The sequence below is a fragment of the Pseudomonas sp. QLc11A genome, assembly GCF_052112305.1.
Taxonomy (GTDB): domain Bacteria; phylum Pseudomonadota; class Gammaproteobacteria; order Pseudomonadales; family Pseudomonadaceae; genus Aquipseudomonas; species Aquipseudomonas laurylsulfatiphila.
Map to the genome: position 1 here is coordinate 177,347 of NZ_JAVAJJ010000001.1, position 15,674 is coordinate 193,020.

At 60.0% G+C, this 15,674-nt stretch carries 13 protein-coding genes; 9 read left to right on the forward strand and 4 right to left on the reverse strand.

What is annotated here, in order from left to right; genetic code table 11:
• Nucleotides 1-145: 145 nt before the first annotated feature.
• The 4 genes from Q8X48_RS00850 to Q8X48_RS00865 form a co-directional block, all read right to left on the reverse strand.
• A complete protein-coding gene (locus Q8X48_RS00850; RefSeq protein ID WP_407799181.1) occupies nucleotides 146-2,992 on the reverse strand; it encodes a valine--tRNA ligase in 2,847 nt (948 codons plus the stop codon).
• A 229-nt stretch (nucleotides 2,993-3,221) separates the two neighbouring features.
• Nucleotides 3,222-4,538 carry an MFS transporter gene (locus tag Q8X48_RS00855; protein WP_407799182.1) on the reverse strand — a complete coding sequence of 439 codons (1,317 nt, stop codon included), beginning with the start codon at nucleotides 4,536-4,538 and terminating at the stop codon, nucleotides 3,222-3,224.
• A gap of 261 nt (nucleotides 4,539-4,799) precedes the next feature.
• Nucleotides 4,800-6,032 carry a transporter associated domain-containing protein gene (locus Q8X48_RS00860; RefSeq protein WP_126047397.1) on the reverse strand — a complete coding sequence of 411 codons (1,233 nt, stop codon included), beginning with the start codon at nucleotides 6,030-6,032 and terminating at the stop codon, nucleotides 4,800-4,802.
• Nucleotides 6,033-6,044: 12 nt separating this feature from the next.
• The gene (locus tag Q8X48_RS00865) at nucleotides 6,045-6,857 is read right to left on the reverse strand and encodes a cytochrome C assembly family protein (protein ID WP_015096706.1); all 813 of its coding nucleotides are present in this window, start codon (nucleotides 6,855-6,857) and stop codon (nucleotides 6,045-6,047) included.
• 210 nt (nucleotides 6,858-7,067) lie between these two features.
• Here Q8X48_RS00865 and ffh point away from each other — a divergent pair, with 210 nt between their 5' ends.
• The 9 genes from ffh (at nucleotide 7,068) to thrC (ending at nucleotide 15,640) form a co-directional block, all read left to right on the forward strand.
• Entirely contained in the window at nucleotides 7,068-8,444 is a 1,377-nt protein-coding gene (gene ffh / locus Q8X48_RS00870) for a signal recognition particle protein (RefSeq protein WP_217836289.1), read from the forward strand.
• A 408-nt stretch (nucleotides 8,445-8,852) separates the two neighbouring features.
• Nucleotides 8,853-9,104 (forward strand): 30S ribosomal protein S16, encoded by a 252-nt coding sequence (gene rpsP / locus Q8X48_RS00875; RefSeq protein WP_007972721.1) that lies wholly within the window; start codon nucleotides 8,853-8,855, stop codon nucleotides 9,102-9,104.
• Nucleotides 9,105-9,109: 5 nt separating this feature from the next.
• On the forward strand, nucleotides 9,110-9,646 hold the full coding sequence (gene rimM, locus Q8X48_RS00880) for a ribosome maturation factor RimM (protein WP_008053499.1): 537 nt from the start codon (nucleotides 9,110-9,112) through the stop codon (nucleotides 9,644-9,646).
• A 2-nt stretch (nucleotides 9,647-9,648) separates the two neighbouring features.
• On the forward strand, nucleotides 9,649-10,401 hold the full coding sequence (trmD, locus tag Q8X48_RS00885) for a tRNA (guanosine(37)-N1)-methyltransferase TrmD (RefSeq protein ID WP_007897583.1): 753 nt from the start codon (nucleotides 9,649-9,651) through the stop codon (nucleotides 10,399-10,401).
• Between the two features lie 45 nt (nucleotides 10,402-10,446).
• On the forward strand, nucleotides 10,447-10,797 hold the full coding sequence (rplS, locus tag Q8X48_RS00890) for a 50S ribosomal protein L19 (protein WP_003175895.1): 351 nt from the start codon (nucleotides 10,447-10,449) through the stop codon (nucleotides 10,795-10,797).
• 98 nt (nucleotides 10,798-10,895) lie between these two features.
• Nucleotides 10,896-11,792 (forward strand): site-specific tyrosine recombinase XerD, encoded by an 897-nt coding sequence (gene xerD, locus Q8X48_RS00895; RefSeq protein ID WP_095965481.1) that lies wholly within the window; start codon nucleotides 10,896-10,898, stop codon nucleotides 11,790-11,792.
• A 164-nt stretch (nucleotides 11,793-11,956) separates the two neighbouring features.
• Nucleotides 11,957-12,688, forward strand: coding sequence for a bifunctional protein-disulfide isomerase/oxidoreductase DsbC (dsbC, locus tag Q8X48_RS00900; protein ID WP_015096703.1), 732 nt, complete (start codon nucleotides 11,957-11,959; stop codon nucleotides 12,686-12,688).
• 133 nt (nucleotides 12,689-12,821) lie between these two features.
• The gene (locus tag Q8X48_RS00905) at nucleotides 12,822-14,126 is read left to right on the forward strand and encodes a homoserine dehydrogenase (protein ID WP_407799183.1); all 1,305 of its coding nucleotides are present in this window, start codon (nucleotides 12,822-12,824) and stop codon (nucleotides 14,124-14,126) included.
• 104 nt (nucleotides 14,127-14,230) lie between these two features.
• Nucleotides 14,231-15,640 carry a threonine synthase gene (gene thrC / locus Q8X48_RS00910; RefSeq protein WP_007971289.1) on the forward strand — a complete coding sequence of 470 codons (1,410 nt, stop codon included), beginning with the start codon at nucleotides 14,231-14,233 and terminating at the stop codon, nucleotides 15,638-15,640.
• Nucleotides 15,641-15,674: the final 34 nt, after the last annotated feature.

Sequence of the window (15,674 nt, forward strand, 5' to 3'; positions counted from 1 at the left end):
TGGGAGCGGGCTTGCTCGCGAAAGCGGACTTTCACTCAATATCGAATGTTATGGCAAGCCCGCTCCCACAGGAGATCTTCATTAGATGTAAGCGGCATAAAAAAGGGAGGCCACTTGGGCCTCCCTTTTTCATTGCGATCCGCCGTTACAGGCTGGCAATCCGCGCATGCTGCTCGGCCAGCTTGCCGAGGGCCTGTTCAGCCTCGGCCAGTTTGGCGCGTTCTTTCTCGATGACTTCGGCTGGCGCCTTGTCAACGAAACCGGCGTTGGACAGCTTGCCGCCGACACGTTGCACTTCACCTTGCAGACGCTGGATTTCCTTGTCCAGACGCGCCAGCTCCGCACCTTTGTCGATCAGGCCGGCCATTGGCACCAGCACTTCCATCTCGCCGACCAGTGCGGTGGCGGACAGTGGTGCTTCTTCGCCGGCAGTCAGCACGGTGATCGATTCGAGGCGCGCCAGCTTCTTCAGCAGGGCTTCGTTTTCGGCCAGGCGACGCTGATCCTCGGCGCTGACGTTCTTCAGGAACAGCGGCAGCGGTTTGCCCGGGCCGATGTTCATTTCGCCACGGATATTACGGGTGCCGAGCATCAGGCCCTTGAGCCATTCGATGTCGTCTTCGGCCGCCTGATCGATGCGTGTTTCGTTGGCCACTGGCCAAGGTTGCAGCATGATCGTCTTGCCTTCGATGCCGGCCAGCGGTGCGATGCGCTGCCAGATTTCTTCGGTGATGAACGGCATGAACGGGTGCGCCAGGCGCAGGGCCACTTCCAGTACGCGCACCAGGGTGCGACGGGTGCCGCGCTGGCGTTCAACCGGAGCGTTTTCGTCCCACAGCACAGGCTTGGACAGTTCCAGGTACCAGTCGCAGTACTGGTTCCAGATGAACTCGTACAGCGCTTGTGCCGCCAGGTCGAAACGGAACTGGTCGAGTTGGCGGGTCACTTCGGCTTCGGTGCGTTGCAGCTGCGAAATGATCCAGCGGTCAGCCAGGGACAGCTCATAGGCTTCGCCGTTCTGGCCGCAGTCTTCGCCCTTGTCCAGCACGTAGCGCGCCGCGTTCCAGATCTTGTTGCAGAAGTTGCGATAGCCCTCGACGCGGCCCATGTCGAACTTGATGTCGCGACCGGTGGACGCCAGCGAACAGAAGGTGAAGCGCAGGGCGTCGGTGCCGTAGCTGGCGATGCCTTCGGCGAACTCGTCGCGGGTCTGCTTCTCGATCTTCTTCGCCAGTTTCGGCTGCATCATGCCGGAGGTGCGCTTCTGCACCAGGGCTTCGAGCTCGATACCGTCGATGATGTCCAGCGGGTCCAGGACGTTGCCCTTGGACTTGGACATTTTCTGGCCCTGGCCGTCACGCACCAAGCCGTGAACGTACACGGTCTTGAACGGAACCTGCGGCGTGCCGTCTTCGTTTTTCACCAGATGCATGGTGAGCATGATCATCCGGGCAACCCAGAAGAAAATGATGTCGAAGCCAGTCACCAGGACGTCGGTGGAGTGGAATTTCTTCAGGAATTCGGTTTTTTCCGGCCAGCCGAGGGTGGAGAAGGTCCACAGGCCCGAGCTGAACCAGGTGTCGAGAACGTCGTTGTCCTGTTGCAGCGCAACGTCCGGGCCGAGGTTGTGCTTTGCACGCACTTCGGCTTCGTCGCGACCGACGTAGACCTTGCCCGACTCGTCATACCAGGCCGGAATGCGGTGGCCCCACCAGAGTTGACGGCTGATGCACCAGTCCTGGATGTCGCGCATCCACGAGAAATACATGTTTTCGTACTGTTTCGGCACGAACTGGATGCGACCGTCTTCAACGGCGGCGATCGCAGGTTCGGCCAAAGGCTTGGTGGACACGTACCACTGGTCGGTCAGCCACGGTTCGATGACGGTGCCGGAGCGGTCGCCTTTCGGCACTTTCAGGGCGTGATCGTCAACGCTGACCAACAGGCCGGCAGCGTCGAACGCGGCCACGATCTGCTTGCGCGCTTCGAAGCGGTCGAGACCGGCGTATTCGGCCGGGATCTTGCCGTCGATGGTCTCGTTAAGCGTGCCGTCTAGGTTGAACACCTGACAGGCCGGCAGGACCGCTGCGTTCTTGTCGAAGATGTTCAGCAGCGGCAGGTTGTGACGCTTGCCGACTTCGTAGTCGTTGAAGTCGTGGGCCGGGGTGATTTTCACGCAGCCGGTGCCGAATTCAGGGTCGCAGTAATCGTCGGCGATGATCGGGATGCGGCGGCCAACCAGCGGCAGCTCGACAAATTTGCCGATCAGGGCTTTGTAGCGTTCATCGTTCGGGTTCACCGCCACGGCGGAGTCGCCGAGCATGGTTTCCGGGCGAGTGGTCGCGACGATCAGGAAATCGTTGCCTTCAGCGGTCTTGGCGCCATCGGCCAGCGGGTACTTCAGGTTCCACAGGAAACCTTTCTCGTCGTGGTTTTCCACTTCGAGGTCTGAAATCGCCGTGTGCAGCTTGGTGTCCCAGTTGACCAGGCGTTTGCCGCGGTAGATCAGGCCGTCTTCGTGCAAACGAACGAACGCTTCTTTAACGGCTTCCGAGAGGCCGTCGTCCATGGTGAAGCGCTCGCGGCTCCAGTCGACGGACGAGCCGAGGCGACGGATCTGGCGGCTGATGTTGCCACCGGACTCATCCTTCCATTCCCAGACTTTCTCGAGGAATTTTTCGCGGCCCAGGTCGTGGCGGCTCTGGCCCTTGGCTTCGAGCTGACGCTCGACCAGCATCTGTGTGGCGATACCGGCGTGGTCGGTGCCCGGCTGCCACAGGGTGTTGCGACCCTGCATGCGGCGGAAACGGATCAGGGCGTCCATGATCGCGTTGTTGAAGCCGTGACCCATGTGCAGGCTGCCGGTGACGTTCGGCGGCGGGATCATGATGGTGTAGGACTCGCCCGCGCCTTGCGGGGCGAAGTAATTCTCTGACTCCCAGGTGTTGTACCAGGAAGTTTCAATGGCGTGCGGCTGGTAGGTCTTATCCATGCGCGGCGGGACCCTATTGGCATTTATTCAGGAAAAGCCGGGAAGTATAGCGGGGATGAGCCGATGCGCGTAGAGCGAGGTGACAATGGGCGGGGGAAAATTGTGGTGTGTGTTTTGTCAGAGAGGGCCCCTTCGCGGGCAAGCCCGCTCCCACAGGTTATATGTCGTACAGCCATCTTGTGATCGACACCAACCCTGTGGGAGCGGGCTTGCCCGCGAAAGCGATCTGTCAGGCGACCTGATTCAAATCGTTATGCCGCGTTTCCTTCAGGCACAGCACCGCAATCAAACTCAGCACCGCCGCCCCGGATACATAACCGCCGACATAGCTCAGTCCACCCATCGCCACCAGTTTCTGGGCGAAGAAGGGCGCCGCGGAGGCGCCCACGATACCGCCCAGGTTGTAGGCCGCCGAGGCACCGGTGTAGCGCACGTGGGTGGGGAACAGTTCCGGCAGCAGCGCGCCCATGGGCGCAAATGTCACGCCCATCAGAAACAGTTCGATGCACAGGAACAGCGCCACACTCCAGGTGGAACCTTGGGTCAGCAGCGGTTCCATGAGGAAGCCGGACAGGATCGCCAGCACGCCACCGACGATCAGTACCGGCTTGCGCCCGTACCGGTCGCTGGCCCAGGCCGACAGCGGGGTGGCGGCAGCCATGAACAGCACCGCGAAGCACAGCAGGCCGAGGAAGGTTTCGCGGCTGTAGCCGAGCGTTGCTACGCCGTAGCTCAGGGAAAACACCGTAGAGATGTAAAACAGCGCATAGCACACCACCATCGCGCCGGCGCCCAGCAAGACTGGCATCCAGTATTGGCCGAACAGCTCGAACAGCGGGATCTTCACCCGTTCCTGGCGCGCCATGGCGTTGGCGAATACCGGGGTCTCATGCAGCTTGAGGCGCACGTACAGGCCGACCATCACCAGTGCGGCGCTGAGCAGGAACGGAATACGCCAGCCCCATGAGCGGAACTGTTCATCGTCCAGCACCACGGCCAGGGTCAGGAACAGGCCGTTGGCCGCCAGGAAGCCAATGGATGGACCCAGCTGTGGGAACATGCCGAACCAGGCGCGCTTGTCTTTCGGCGCGTTCTCCGTGGCCAGCAATGCCGCGCCACCCCATTCACCGCCGAGCCCCAGGCCCTGGCCGAAGCGCAGGATGCACAGCAGGATCGGAGCCCAGGCGCCAATGCTGTCGTATCCCGGCAGCACGCCGATCAGTGTGGTGCACACGCCCATCAACAGCAACGAGGCGACCAGGGTCGACTTGCGGCCGATACGGTCGCCAAAGTGGCCGAAAAGGGCCGAACCCAAGGGGCGGGCGAGGAAGGCGATGCCTAACGTGAGAAACGCTGACAGCATCTGGGCAGTGCCGGATGTCTGCGGAAAGAACACCGGGCCAATCACCAGCGCCGCGGCGGTGGCATAGACATAGAAATCGTAGAACTCGATGGCGGTACCGATGAAGCTTGCAGTGGCCACGCGGGTGGCGGAGTTCGTCGGTTGTGCAGGTGTGGAGTCGCTGTAAGTCGTGCTGGTCGTCATGCGGTGATCCCTGACAGTCATGTGCCCCAGTGGAGCGAATTATTATGGTCGAGAACCCAGGGATGTGGGTGGAGGCACGGTCGCTGTTCAAGGTAGGAACAGTCGTCGGTTCGTTGCAGGCTTTGCGGGTGGACAGGCCGGAAGCTGCGAGGTGCGGGTTAAGCACGGGGCCGGCGAGGCTTGGGTAAGCGCTTCGATTATAGGAAGGTGGCTAACTATCGAACAAGTGGCTTGAGTGGCCATGGGGATTTGTGTCGGGTTTTAGATAACCACAGGCATCGAGCTGGTCTGCCAGATCAGCACCCGCGTGACACGGTTGTCCTCGGTCTCGAGAATTTCCAGGCGATACCGGCCGATCTTCAGGCACACCGCACTATCGGGAATAGTCTCCAGGGCCTCGGTGACCAAGCCGTTCAGGGTTTTCGGGCCATCGCTGGGCAGGTGCCAGCCGAGGCTCTTGTTCAGCTCGCGAATGGACGCGGCGCCGTCGATCACCAGGCGTCCGTCGGCTTGCGGATGAATGTGCGGGTTGTCCAGGCTGTGCTGGCTTTCGAACTCGCCGACGATTTCTTCGAGAATGTCTTCCAGGGTGACGATGCCCAGCACTTCGCCGTATTCATCGACCACCATGCCCAGGCGTCGCTGCTGTTTGTGGAAGTTGAGCAGTTGCAACTGCAGCGGGGTGCTTTCCGGCACGAAGTACGGCTCGTGACTGGCCGCCAGCAAGGCTTTCCTGGTCAGGCTCGCATCGGGCAACAAGTGCAGGATGTGCCGGGTGTTGAGGACGGCTTCGACCTGGTTGATATCACTGTGAAACACCGGCAGGCGCGTACGCTTGTTGTGGCGCAATTGTTCGATGATTTCTTCGATGGAGTCATCGAGATTGATGCCGTCCACATCGCTGCGCGGTACCAGGATGTCATTGACGGTGATGTTGTCCAGTGCGTGGATGCCTGGCAGCGCGTGAGGGCGGCTTACGGTTTCGGAGGGCGCATGCCGTTCCGTCAGCGCTTCGTCCTCACTTTGTTGCACCACTTTGGCTTTACGGACAAATGGACGCGTCAGCAAGCGGCTGATGCTGGTGAGCAGCCATGCCGCGGGATAGATGATTTTCAGTGGCAACCGTAGCAGGTTGTTGCCCTGGGCCAGGATCGCATCCGGATAGCGAGCGGCGAGGGTGCGCGGCAAGTAGTCGGAAAACACCAGCAGCATGGCGCCCGCCCCGAGGCAGGCGACCCACGGGCCGTTCTCGGCCCAGGTGAAAATGGCCAGCAAGGTGCTGATGACCACCACGAGTGCGCGGCACAGTGTGTTGCAAAAAATAAGGCTGGCCAGGGGGAAGCTGAGTTTCGCCACCGGTTTGTCGCTGGAACGCGTTGCAGTGCGCTGGGCCAGCAAATGCTGGTGCGCCGCTTCGATGGCGGTAAACAGCCCCGACCATAAAACCAGCAGGGTCAGTACCGCGAGCATCGGCCCTATGGGCAAGTCGTCCATTAATGCCGCCCGTCAGATATGCAGGATGTATTCACGAACCAGCTTGCTGCCGAAATACGCCAGCATCAGCAGGCAAAAGCCGGCCAGGGTCCAGCGAATGGCTTTGTGCCCGCGCCAGCCGAGGCGATTGCGCCCCCACAGCAGCACGCTGAACACGACCCAGGCCAGGCAGGCCAGCAGGGTTTTGTGCACCAGATGCTGGGCGAACAGGTTCTCGACGAACAGCCAGCCGGAAATCAGCGACAGCGACAACAGCGTCCAGCCGGCCCAGAGAAAACCGAACAGCAGGCTTTCCATGGTTTGCAGCGGCGGGAAGTTCTTGATCAGCCCGGAGGGGTGCTTGTGCTTGAGCTGGTGGTCCTGGACCAGCAGCAGCAAGGACTGGAACACCGCGATGGTGAACATGCCATAGGCCAGAATCGAAAGCAGGATGTGGGCGAGGATGCCCGGCTCCTCATCGATGACCTGTACCGTGCCGGCGGGGGCAAAGTGCGCCAGCATCACGGTCAGGGCTCCAAGCGGAAACAGCAGGACCAGCAGGTTCTCTACCGGAATCCGCGAGCAGGCCAGCAGGGTCAGTGCGATGACCGCCACGGCAATCAGGCTGGCGGCACTGAAGAAGTCCAGGGCAAGGCCGGTCGGAGTCAGCAGGTGGGTGAGCAGGCTGACGCTGTGGGCCAAGACGGCGAGCACGCCGAGCATGACCAGCAGGCGTTTGTTGACCTTGGCGCCGGACGCCAGGTGAGTGCCCTGGTAAATGGTCGCAGCGGCATACAAGCAGGCGGCGGCGAGGGTAGTTAGCAAGCTGGGTGACAAGGGGAGCATAAATCCTGTTAGGCAAGCCCGAAAGTCGCTGAGTTTGGCATAGAACCCCTGCCACACGAAAGACCGCGCAACCCGACGGCGAGGTGTCCGCCGGCCACAGTCTTCGCTATAATCCGCGACCTGCCCACGCCGCAGGCTCGCCGAGCACACGTTTAGTCCGGTCCGGGCCGCCATTATCCCGGTCTACACAGGGCCTGAAAGGATCGCGCAATGTTTGAAAACTTAACCGACCGTCTCTCGCAGACGCTGCGCCATGTCACCGGCAAGGCCAAGCTGACTGAAGACAACATCAAAGACACCCTGCGTGAAGTGCGCATGGCGTTGCTCGAAGCCGACGTCGCCCTGCCGGTGGTCAAGGACTTCGTCAATTCGGTCAAGGAGCGTGCCGTCGGTACCGAGGTGTCGCGCAGCCTGACGCCGGGCCAGGCCTTCGTGAAGATCGTCCAGGCCGAGCTCGAAAGCCTGATGGGCGCGGCCAACGAAGACCTGAACCTGAGCGCAGTGCCGCCAGCGGTCATCCTCATGGCCGGTTTGCAGGGCGCTGGTAAAACCACCACCGCCGGCAAGCTTGCGCGCTTCCTTAAAGAGCGCAAGAAGAAGTCGGTCATGGTCGTGTCCGCCGACGTTTACCGTCCGGCGGCGATCAAGCAACTGGAAACCCTGGCCAACGACATCGGCGTGACCTTCTTCCCGTCGGACCTGAGCCAGAAGCCGGTCGACATCGCCAATGCGGCTATTAAGGAAGCAAAACTCAAATTCATCGACGTGGTCATCGTCGACACCGCCGGTCGCCTGCACATCGATGAAGAGATGATGGGCGAGATCAAGGCCCTGCACGCCGCGATCAACCCGGTCGAAACCCTGTTCGTTGTCGACGCCATGACCGGCCAGGACGCCGCCAACACGGCCAAGGCCTTCGGCGATGCATTGCCGCTGACCGGCGTGATCCTGACCAAGGTCGACGGCGACGCCCGTGGCGGTGCCGCGCTGTCGGTGCGCGCCATCACCGGCAAGCCGATCAAGTTCATCGGTATGGGCGAGAAGAGCGAAGCGCTCGATCCGTTCCACCCTGAGCGTATCGCCTCGCGCATCCTCGGCATGGGCGACGTGCTCAGCCTGATCGAGCAGGCCGAAGCGACCCTCGACAAGGACAAGGCCGACAAGCTTGCTAAAAAGCTGAAGAAGGGCAAGGGCTTCGACCTCGAAGACTTCCGCGATCAGCTGCAACAGATGAAGAACATGGGCGGCCTCGGCGGGCTCATGGACAAGCTGCCGAACATGGGTGGCGTGAACCTGGCGCAAATGGGCAACGCCCAGGGTGCGGCAGAGAAGCAATTCAAGCAGATGGAAGCCATCATCAACTCCATGACCCCGGCCGAGCGTCGCGATCCCGAGATGATCAGCGGTTCGCGCAAGCGCCGGATCGCCATGGGTTCCGGCACACAGGTGCAGGACATCGGCCGCTTGATCAAGCAGCACAAGCAGATGCAGAAGATGATGAAGAAATTCTCTGCAAAAGGCGGAATGGCCAAGATGATGCGCGGCATGGGCGGAATGCTACCCGGCGGCGGCATGCCCAAAATATAGTGTCCTTTCACGCCAATACTGCTCACTTTTGGCGGCGTCTGGTGCCCTCATGCGGCGTTGCCGCTCCTCGCCATAGCGGGCTATGACTCGTCGCGGCGCCTTGCCTGAGGGCACCAGTCACTCGCCAAAATGTGAGCGTATTGGCGAGAAAGGACACACGAATTCGCGCCGGTCGTCGTACCGGCGCTAACCCACACGGACGTGGGATACACAGCAAACCCGCACTTGGCGGGAGCTGACCGGCCGTTTTCAACGACGGCTCTATAGCAAATCTGCATGGCGGCCGATAGACCGCCGGAAAAAGTCATTTGCAAAAGTCCGGATATTCCTTAGAATATGCGGCCTTTCGGGCACCCATGCCCGCTGTGCCTTTAGATTTGCAGCACCGACTACAGGAACGATGTTCACATGCTAACAATCCGTCTTGCCCTTGGCGGCTCCAAAAAGCGCCCGTTTTACCACTTGACCGTAACCGACAGCCGCAACCCGCGCGACGGTTCGCACAAGGAACAGGTTGGCTACTTCAACCCTGTTGCCCGTGGTCAGGAAGTTCGTCTGTCCGTGAACCAAGAGCGCGTAGCCTACTGGCTGAGCGTTGGTGCACAACCTTCTGAGCGCGTTGCTCAGTTGTTGAAGGAATCTGCTAAGGCTGCGGCCTGAGCAATATGAACGCGACGCCAGCCATTGCTGATGATTTGATCGTTATCGGCAAGATTTATTCTGTTCACGGCGTTCGCGGCGAAGTGAAGGTGTACTCCTTTACTGATCCGATTAAGAACCTGCTGGATTACAAAACCTGGACGCTCAAGCGTGACGGCAATGTAAAGCAGGTAGAGCTGGTCAGCGGACGCGGGAATGACAAGTTCCTGGTCGCAAAGCTCAAGGGTCTTGATGATCGTGAAGAAGCTCGTCTTCTGGCCGGTTATGAGATCTGCGTGCCGCGCAACCTGTTCCCTGAACTGACCGACGGCGAGTACTACTGGTACCAGCTGGAAGGTCTCAAGGTCATCGACACCCTCGGGCAACTGTTCGGGAAGATCGATCACCTGCTGGAGACCGGCTCGAACGATGTCATGGTGGTCAAGCCTTGCGCTGGCAGCCTGGATGATCGCGAACGCCTGTTGCCCTATACCGAGCAATGCGTGTTGGCCGTCGACCTGGCAGCAGGCGAGATGAAAGTGGATTGGGACGCGGATTTCTAAGCGTGGCTAACTTGCGCGTAGAAGTGATCAGTCTGTTTCCCGAGATGTTCTCTGCCATCAGCGAGTACGGCATCACCAGTCGTGCGGTGAAACAGGGGCTCTTGCAGCTCACCTGTTGGAATCCGCGAGACTACACGACGGATCGACATCACACTGTGGACGATCGCCCGTTTGGCGGTGGTCCGGGCATGGTGATGAAGATCAAGCCCCTGGAAGATGCTCTGGTTCAGGCCAAGGCAGCAGCCGGGGAGGCGGCGAAGGTAATTTATCTGTCGCCCCAAGGCCGCCAGCTGACTCAGTCGGCGGTACGCGAGTTGGCGAATCTGGATGCATTGATCCTGATTGCCGGCCGCTATGAAGGCATTGACGAGCGTTTTATTGATGCTCATGTCGATGAAGAGTGGTCGATTGGCGACTATGTACTGTCTGGCGGCGAGCTGCCGGCGATGGTCCTGATCGATGCGGTTACACGACTGCTGCCTGGAGCTTTAGGGCATGCGGACTCCGCCGAGGAAGATTCCTTTACGGATGGTTTGCTGGATTGCCCGCACTACACCCGACCGGAGGTGTATGCGGATCAGCGTGTTCCCGACGTATTGCTAAGTGGCAATCACGCGCACATCCGGCGTTGGCGTTTACAGCAGTCCCTTGGTCGGACCTTTGAACGACGCGCCGATCTTCTGGAAAGCCGCTCGCTTTCTGGAGAAGAGAAGAAGCTGCTCGAGGAATACATCCGCGAGCGGGACGATAGTTAACAACGTATCGATGGTAGATCCGACGATTTACCTTAGGAGCACAGCATGACTAACAAAATCATCCTTGCACTCGAAGCAGAGCAGATGACCAAAGAGATCCCTACCTTTGCCCCGGGCGACACCATTGTCGTTCAGGTGAAAGTGAAGGAAGGCGACCGTTCGCGTCTGCAAGCGTTCGAAGGTGTTGTTATCGCCAAGCGTAACCGCGGCGTAAACAGTGCATTCACCGTTCGTAAAATCTCCAACGGTGTTGGCGTAGAGCGTACTTTCCAGACCTACTCCCCGCAAATCGACAGCATGGCTGTCAAGCGTCGCGGTGACGTACGTAAAGCCAAGCTGTACTACCTGCGCGACCTGTCGGGTAAAGCAGCTCGCATCAAGGAAAAACTGGCTTAAGTCCAGCTTCCGATGCAAAAAAAGCAGCCTGCGGGCTGCTTTTTTGTTGCCTGCGATTTATCTTCGTTGACCGTGTTGCCGGTCTTGCCTGAGCCTTTATGCCTGCCATTGATCATCCCCTGATAGACCAGTTCCTCGACGCCCTCTGGCTGGAGAAAGGCCTTTCCGACAACACCCGCGATGCCTATCGCAGTGACCTGGCTCTGTTCAATGGCTGGCTGCAGGAAAAAGGCCTGGAGCCGATCAACGCCGGACGCGAGTTGATCCTCGATCACCTGGCCTGGCGCCTGGAGCAAAACTATAAGCCCCGTTCAACGGCAAGGTTTCTCTCTGGCGTGCGTGGCTTCTATCGCTATCTGTTGCGGGAAAAGCTGATCGCCGTCGATCCGACCCTGCGCATCGATATGCCGCAACTGGGTAGGCCATTGCCCAAATCCTTGTCGGAAGCCGACGTAGACGCGCTGTTGGCTGCACCGGACCTCAGCGAAGCCATCGGCCAGCGTGACCGGGCGATGCTCGAAGTGCTTTATGCCTGTGGTCTGCGGGTGACGGAGTTGATCAGCCTGACCCTGGAGCAGGTCAACCTGCGCCAGGGGGTGCTGCGCGTGATGGGCAAGGGCAGCAAGGAGCGGTTGGTGCCGATGGGCGAGGAGGCGATTGTCTGGGTCGAGCGCTACATGCGTGATGCCCGCAGCGAACTGCTTGGCGGACGTCCCAGCGATGTGCTGTTTCCCAGCCAGCGTGGCGAGCAGATGACGCGGCAAACTTTCTGGCATCGGATCAAGCACCAGGCCAAGGTCGCCGGGATTGGCAAGTCGCTGTCGCCGCACACGCTGCGGCACGCTTTCGCCACACACTTGCTCAACCACGGCGCCGATTTACGGGTGGTGCAGATGCTCCTTGGTCACAGCGATCTGTCGACCACCCAGATTTACACACACGTCGCCAGGGCGCGGTTGCAGGATCTGCATGCCAAACACCATCCACGGGGGTGATTCAGTGCTTCAAATGGAATACGAGCCTGTGGCGATCCGACAAGCCCCCTCGCCACAGGAATCTTATGTGATAGGCTTGACCGGTTTGCACGATGGGCGGTTATGACCCGGTGTTTCGGCACGGGCGTTCTGATCGTCCCATATGTTCGCCTTCAGGAGTTCTCATGCGTCTGACCCAGATTTTCGCCGCCGCAGCCATTGCGTTGGTCAGCACCTTTGCCGTCGCCGATGACGCGGCCGACAAAGCCATTCGTAAAAGCCTGGAAAACCTCCAGCTCGAAGTGCCGGTAGAGACTATCACCGCCAGCCCGATGCCCGGCCTGTACGAAGTCAAGCTCAAGGGCAGCCGTGTGCTGTATGCCAGCGCCGACGGCCAGTACGTGGTGCAGGGCTACCTGTTCGATCTCAAGGACGGCAAGCCGGTCAACCTGACCGAGAAGACCGAGCGCCTGGGCATCTCCAAGCTGATCAACGATATTCCGGTTGCAGAAACCGTGGTGTACCCGGCCATTGGCGAAACCAAGTCGCACATCACCGTATTCACCGATACCACCTGCCCGTACTGCCACAAACTCCACGCCGAAGTGCCGGAGCTGAACAAGCGCGGCATCGAAGTGCGTTATGTCGCATTCCCACGCCAGGGCCTGGGCTCGCCGGGTGATGAGCAACTGCAAGCCGTGTGGTGCTCGAAAGACAAGAAAGCGGCCATGGACAAAATGGTCGACGGCAAGGAAATCAAGGCCGCCAAGTGCGATAACCCGGTTTCCAAACAGTACGCACTCGGCCAGTCGATCGGCGTGAACGGCACACCGGCCATCGTTTTGGCCGACGGGCAGGTCATTCCGGGCTACCAGCCTGCGCCACAAGTCGCCAAACTGGCGCTGGGCGCGAAGTAAATTCGCATCGTCACGGGCAGCCATTGACGATCATGGTCCGGCAGCGACATCGCCGGGCCATTAATAGAGAGCCGCGAGCATGCGGCTGTTTTCACGGCCGGCCTTGAGTCGGCCGTTTTATGGGGAGTTCACAGTGAAACCGGTCAAAGTAGGCATCTGTGGGTTAGGGACCGTCGGTGGCGGTACCTTCAACGTACTTCAGCGCAACGCCGAGGAAATTGCTCGTCGTGCCGGGCGTGGGATCGAAGTGGCACAAATTGCCATTCGCACGCCAAAGCCTCAGTTCCAAACGACCGGTATTGCGATTACCAACGATGTCTTCGAAGTGGCCACGAACCCTGAGATCGACATCGTTATAGAGCTGATGGGCGGCTACACCGTTGCCCGCGAGCTGGTACTCAAGGCCATCGAGAATGGCAAGCATGTGGTCACCGCGAACAAGGCGCTTATTGCTGTTCACGGTAATGAAATTTTCGCCAAGGCACGCGAGAAAGGCGTGATCGTTGCGTTCGAAGCGGCGGTGGCTGGTGGCATCCCGGTGATCAAGGCGATCCGCGAAGGCCTGTCCGCCAACCGTATCAACTGGGTGGCCGGCATCATCAATGGCACCGGCAACTTCATCCTGACGGAAATGCGCGAGAAGGGTCGCACCTTCGAGGACGTATTGGCCGAAGCCCAGGCTCTGGGTTACGCCGAAGCCGATCCGACCTTCGACGTTGAAGGGATCGACGCTGCTCACAAGCTGACGATCCTGGCCTCCATCGCGTTCGGCATCCCGCTGCAATTCGACAAGGCCTACACCGAAGGCATCACCAAGCTGACCACCGCTGACGTGAACTACGCCGAAGCGCTGGGTTACCGCATCAAGCACCTGGGCGTGGCGCGCAGCACCGCGGCCGGTATCGAGTTGCGCGTGCACCCGACGCTGATCCCGGCCGATCGCCTGATCGCCAACGTCAACGGCGTGATGAACGCGGTGATGGTCAATGGTGACGCCGCCGGTTCGACCCTGTTCTACGGCGCTGGCGCCGGCATGGAGCCGACTGCTTCGTCGGTGATCGCCGACCTGGTGGACGTGGTCCGTGCCATGACGTCCGATCCGGAGAACCGCGTGCCGCACCTGGCGTTCCAGCCGGATTCGCTGTCGGCTCACCCGATCCTGCCGATCGAAGCCTGTGAAAGCGCCTATTACCTGCGCATTCAGGCCAAGGACCATCCGGGCGTATTGGCTCAGGTCGCAAGCATCCTCTCGGAGCGCGGCATCAACATCGAGTCGATCATGCAGAAGGAAGCCGAGGAGCACGACGGCCTGGTGCCGATGATCCTGCTGACCCACCGCGTGCTGGAACAGCACATCAACGATGCCATCGCTGCTTTGGAAGCCTTGGCGGGTGTGGTCAGTCCGGTCGTTCGGATCCGTGTCGAGCACCTTAACTAAAACAGCTACAAGCTATCAGCTCCAAGCTGCAAGCCAGAAGCCAGTGACGCTCAGCTTGCAGCTTGAAGCTTGAAGCCTGAAGCTCAAACCGAAGGTTTGAAAACATGCGCTACATCAGTACCCGCGGCCAGGCACCGGCCCTGAATTTCGAAGACGTCCTGCTGGCAGGCCTTGCCACCGACGGCGGTCTGTACGTCCCGGAAAACCTGCCACGTTTCACCCAGGAGGAAATCGCTTCCTGGGCCGGTCTGCCATATCACGAGCTGGCCTTCCGCGTCATGCGCCCGTTTGTCACCGGCAGCATTCCAGACGCTGATTTCAAGAAAATCCTTGAAGAAACCTACGGCGTGTTCGCCCACAGCGCCGTTGCACCGCTGCGTCAGCTGAACGGTAACGAATGGGTGCTGGAGCTGTTCCACGGCCCGACCCTGGCGTTCAAGGACTTCGCCCTGCAACTGCTGGGTCGTTTGCTTGACTACGTGCTGGAAAAGCGCGGCGAGCGCGTGGTGATCGTCGGCGCTACCTCCGGTGACACCGGTTCGGCCGCCATCGAAGGCTGCAAGCACTGCGAAAACGTCGACATCTTCATCCTGCACCCGCACAACCGCGTGTCCGAGGTGCAACGTCGGCAGATGACCACCATCTTCGGTGAGAACATCCACAACATTGCCATCGAAGGCAACTTCGATGACTGCCAGGAAATGGTCAAGGCCAGCTTTGCCGACCAGGGCTTCCTCAAGGGCACTCGCCTGGTCGCCGTGAATTCGATCAACTGGGCGCGGATCATGGCCCAGATCGTTTACTACTTCCACGCAGCCCTGCAGTTGGGCGGCCCGGCGCGTTCGGTGGCGTTCTCGGTGCCGACCGGCAACTTCGGCGACATCTTCGCCGGTTACCTGGCACGCAACATGGGCCTGCCGATCAACCAGTTGATCGTCGCCACCAACCGCAACGACATCCTGCACCGCTTCATGAGCGGTAACCAGTACGTCAAGGAAACCCTGCACGCCACGCTGTCGCCGTCCATGGACATCATGGTGTCGTCGAATTTCGAACGCCTGCTGTTCGACCTGCATGGCCGCAACGGTGCGGCAATCGCCGGACTGATGGATTCATTCAAGCAGGGCGGTGGTTTCAGCGTCGAGCAAGAGCGCTGGACCGAAGCCCGCAAGTTGTTCGACTCGTTGGCCGTGGATGACGCGCAAACCTGCGAAACGATCGCCGAAGTCTACGAGCAGACCGGCGAAGTGCTCGACCCGCACACTGCCATCGGGGTGAAAGCTGCACGCGAATGTCGTCGTAGCCTGGACATTCCAATGGTGATCCTGGGTACCGCCCACCCGGTCAAATTCCCGGACGCCGTGGAAAAAGCCGGTGTAGGAAAAGCTCTCGAACTGCCTGTACATCTTTCTGATTTGTTTGAGCGAGACGAACGTTGCACCGTATTGCCAAATGACCTGAAGGCCGTGCAGGCCTTTGTCAGCCAGCATGGCAACCGTGGCAAGCCGCTGTAACCGGTCAGTGCTGTAACATTTTGAAGCCCGTCTC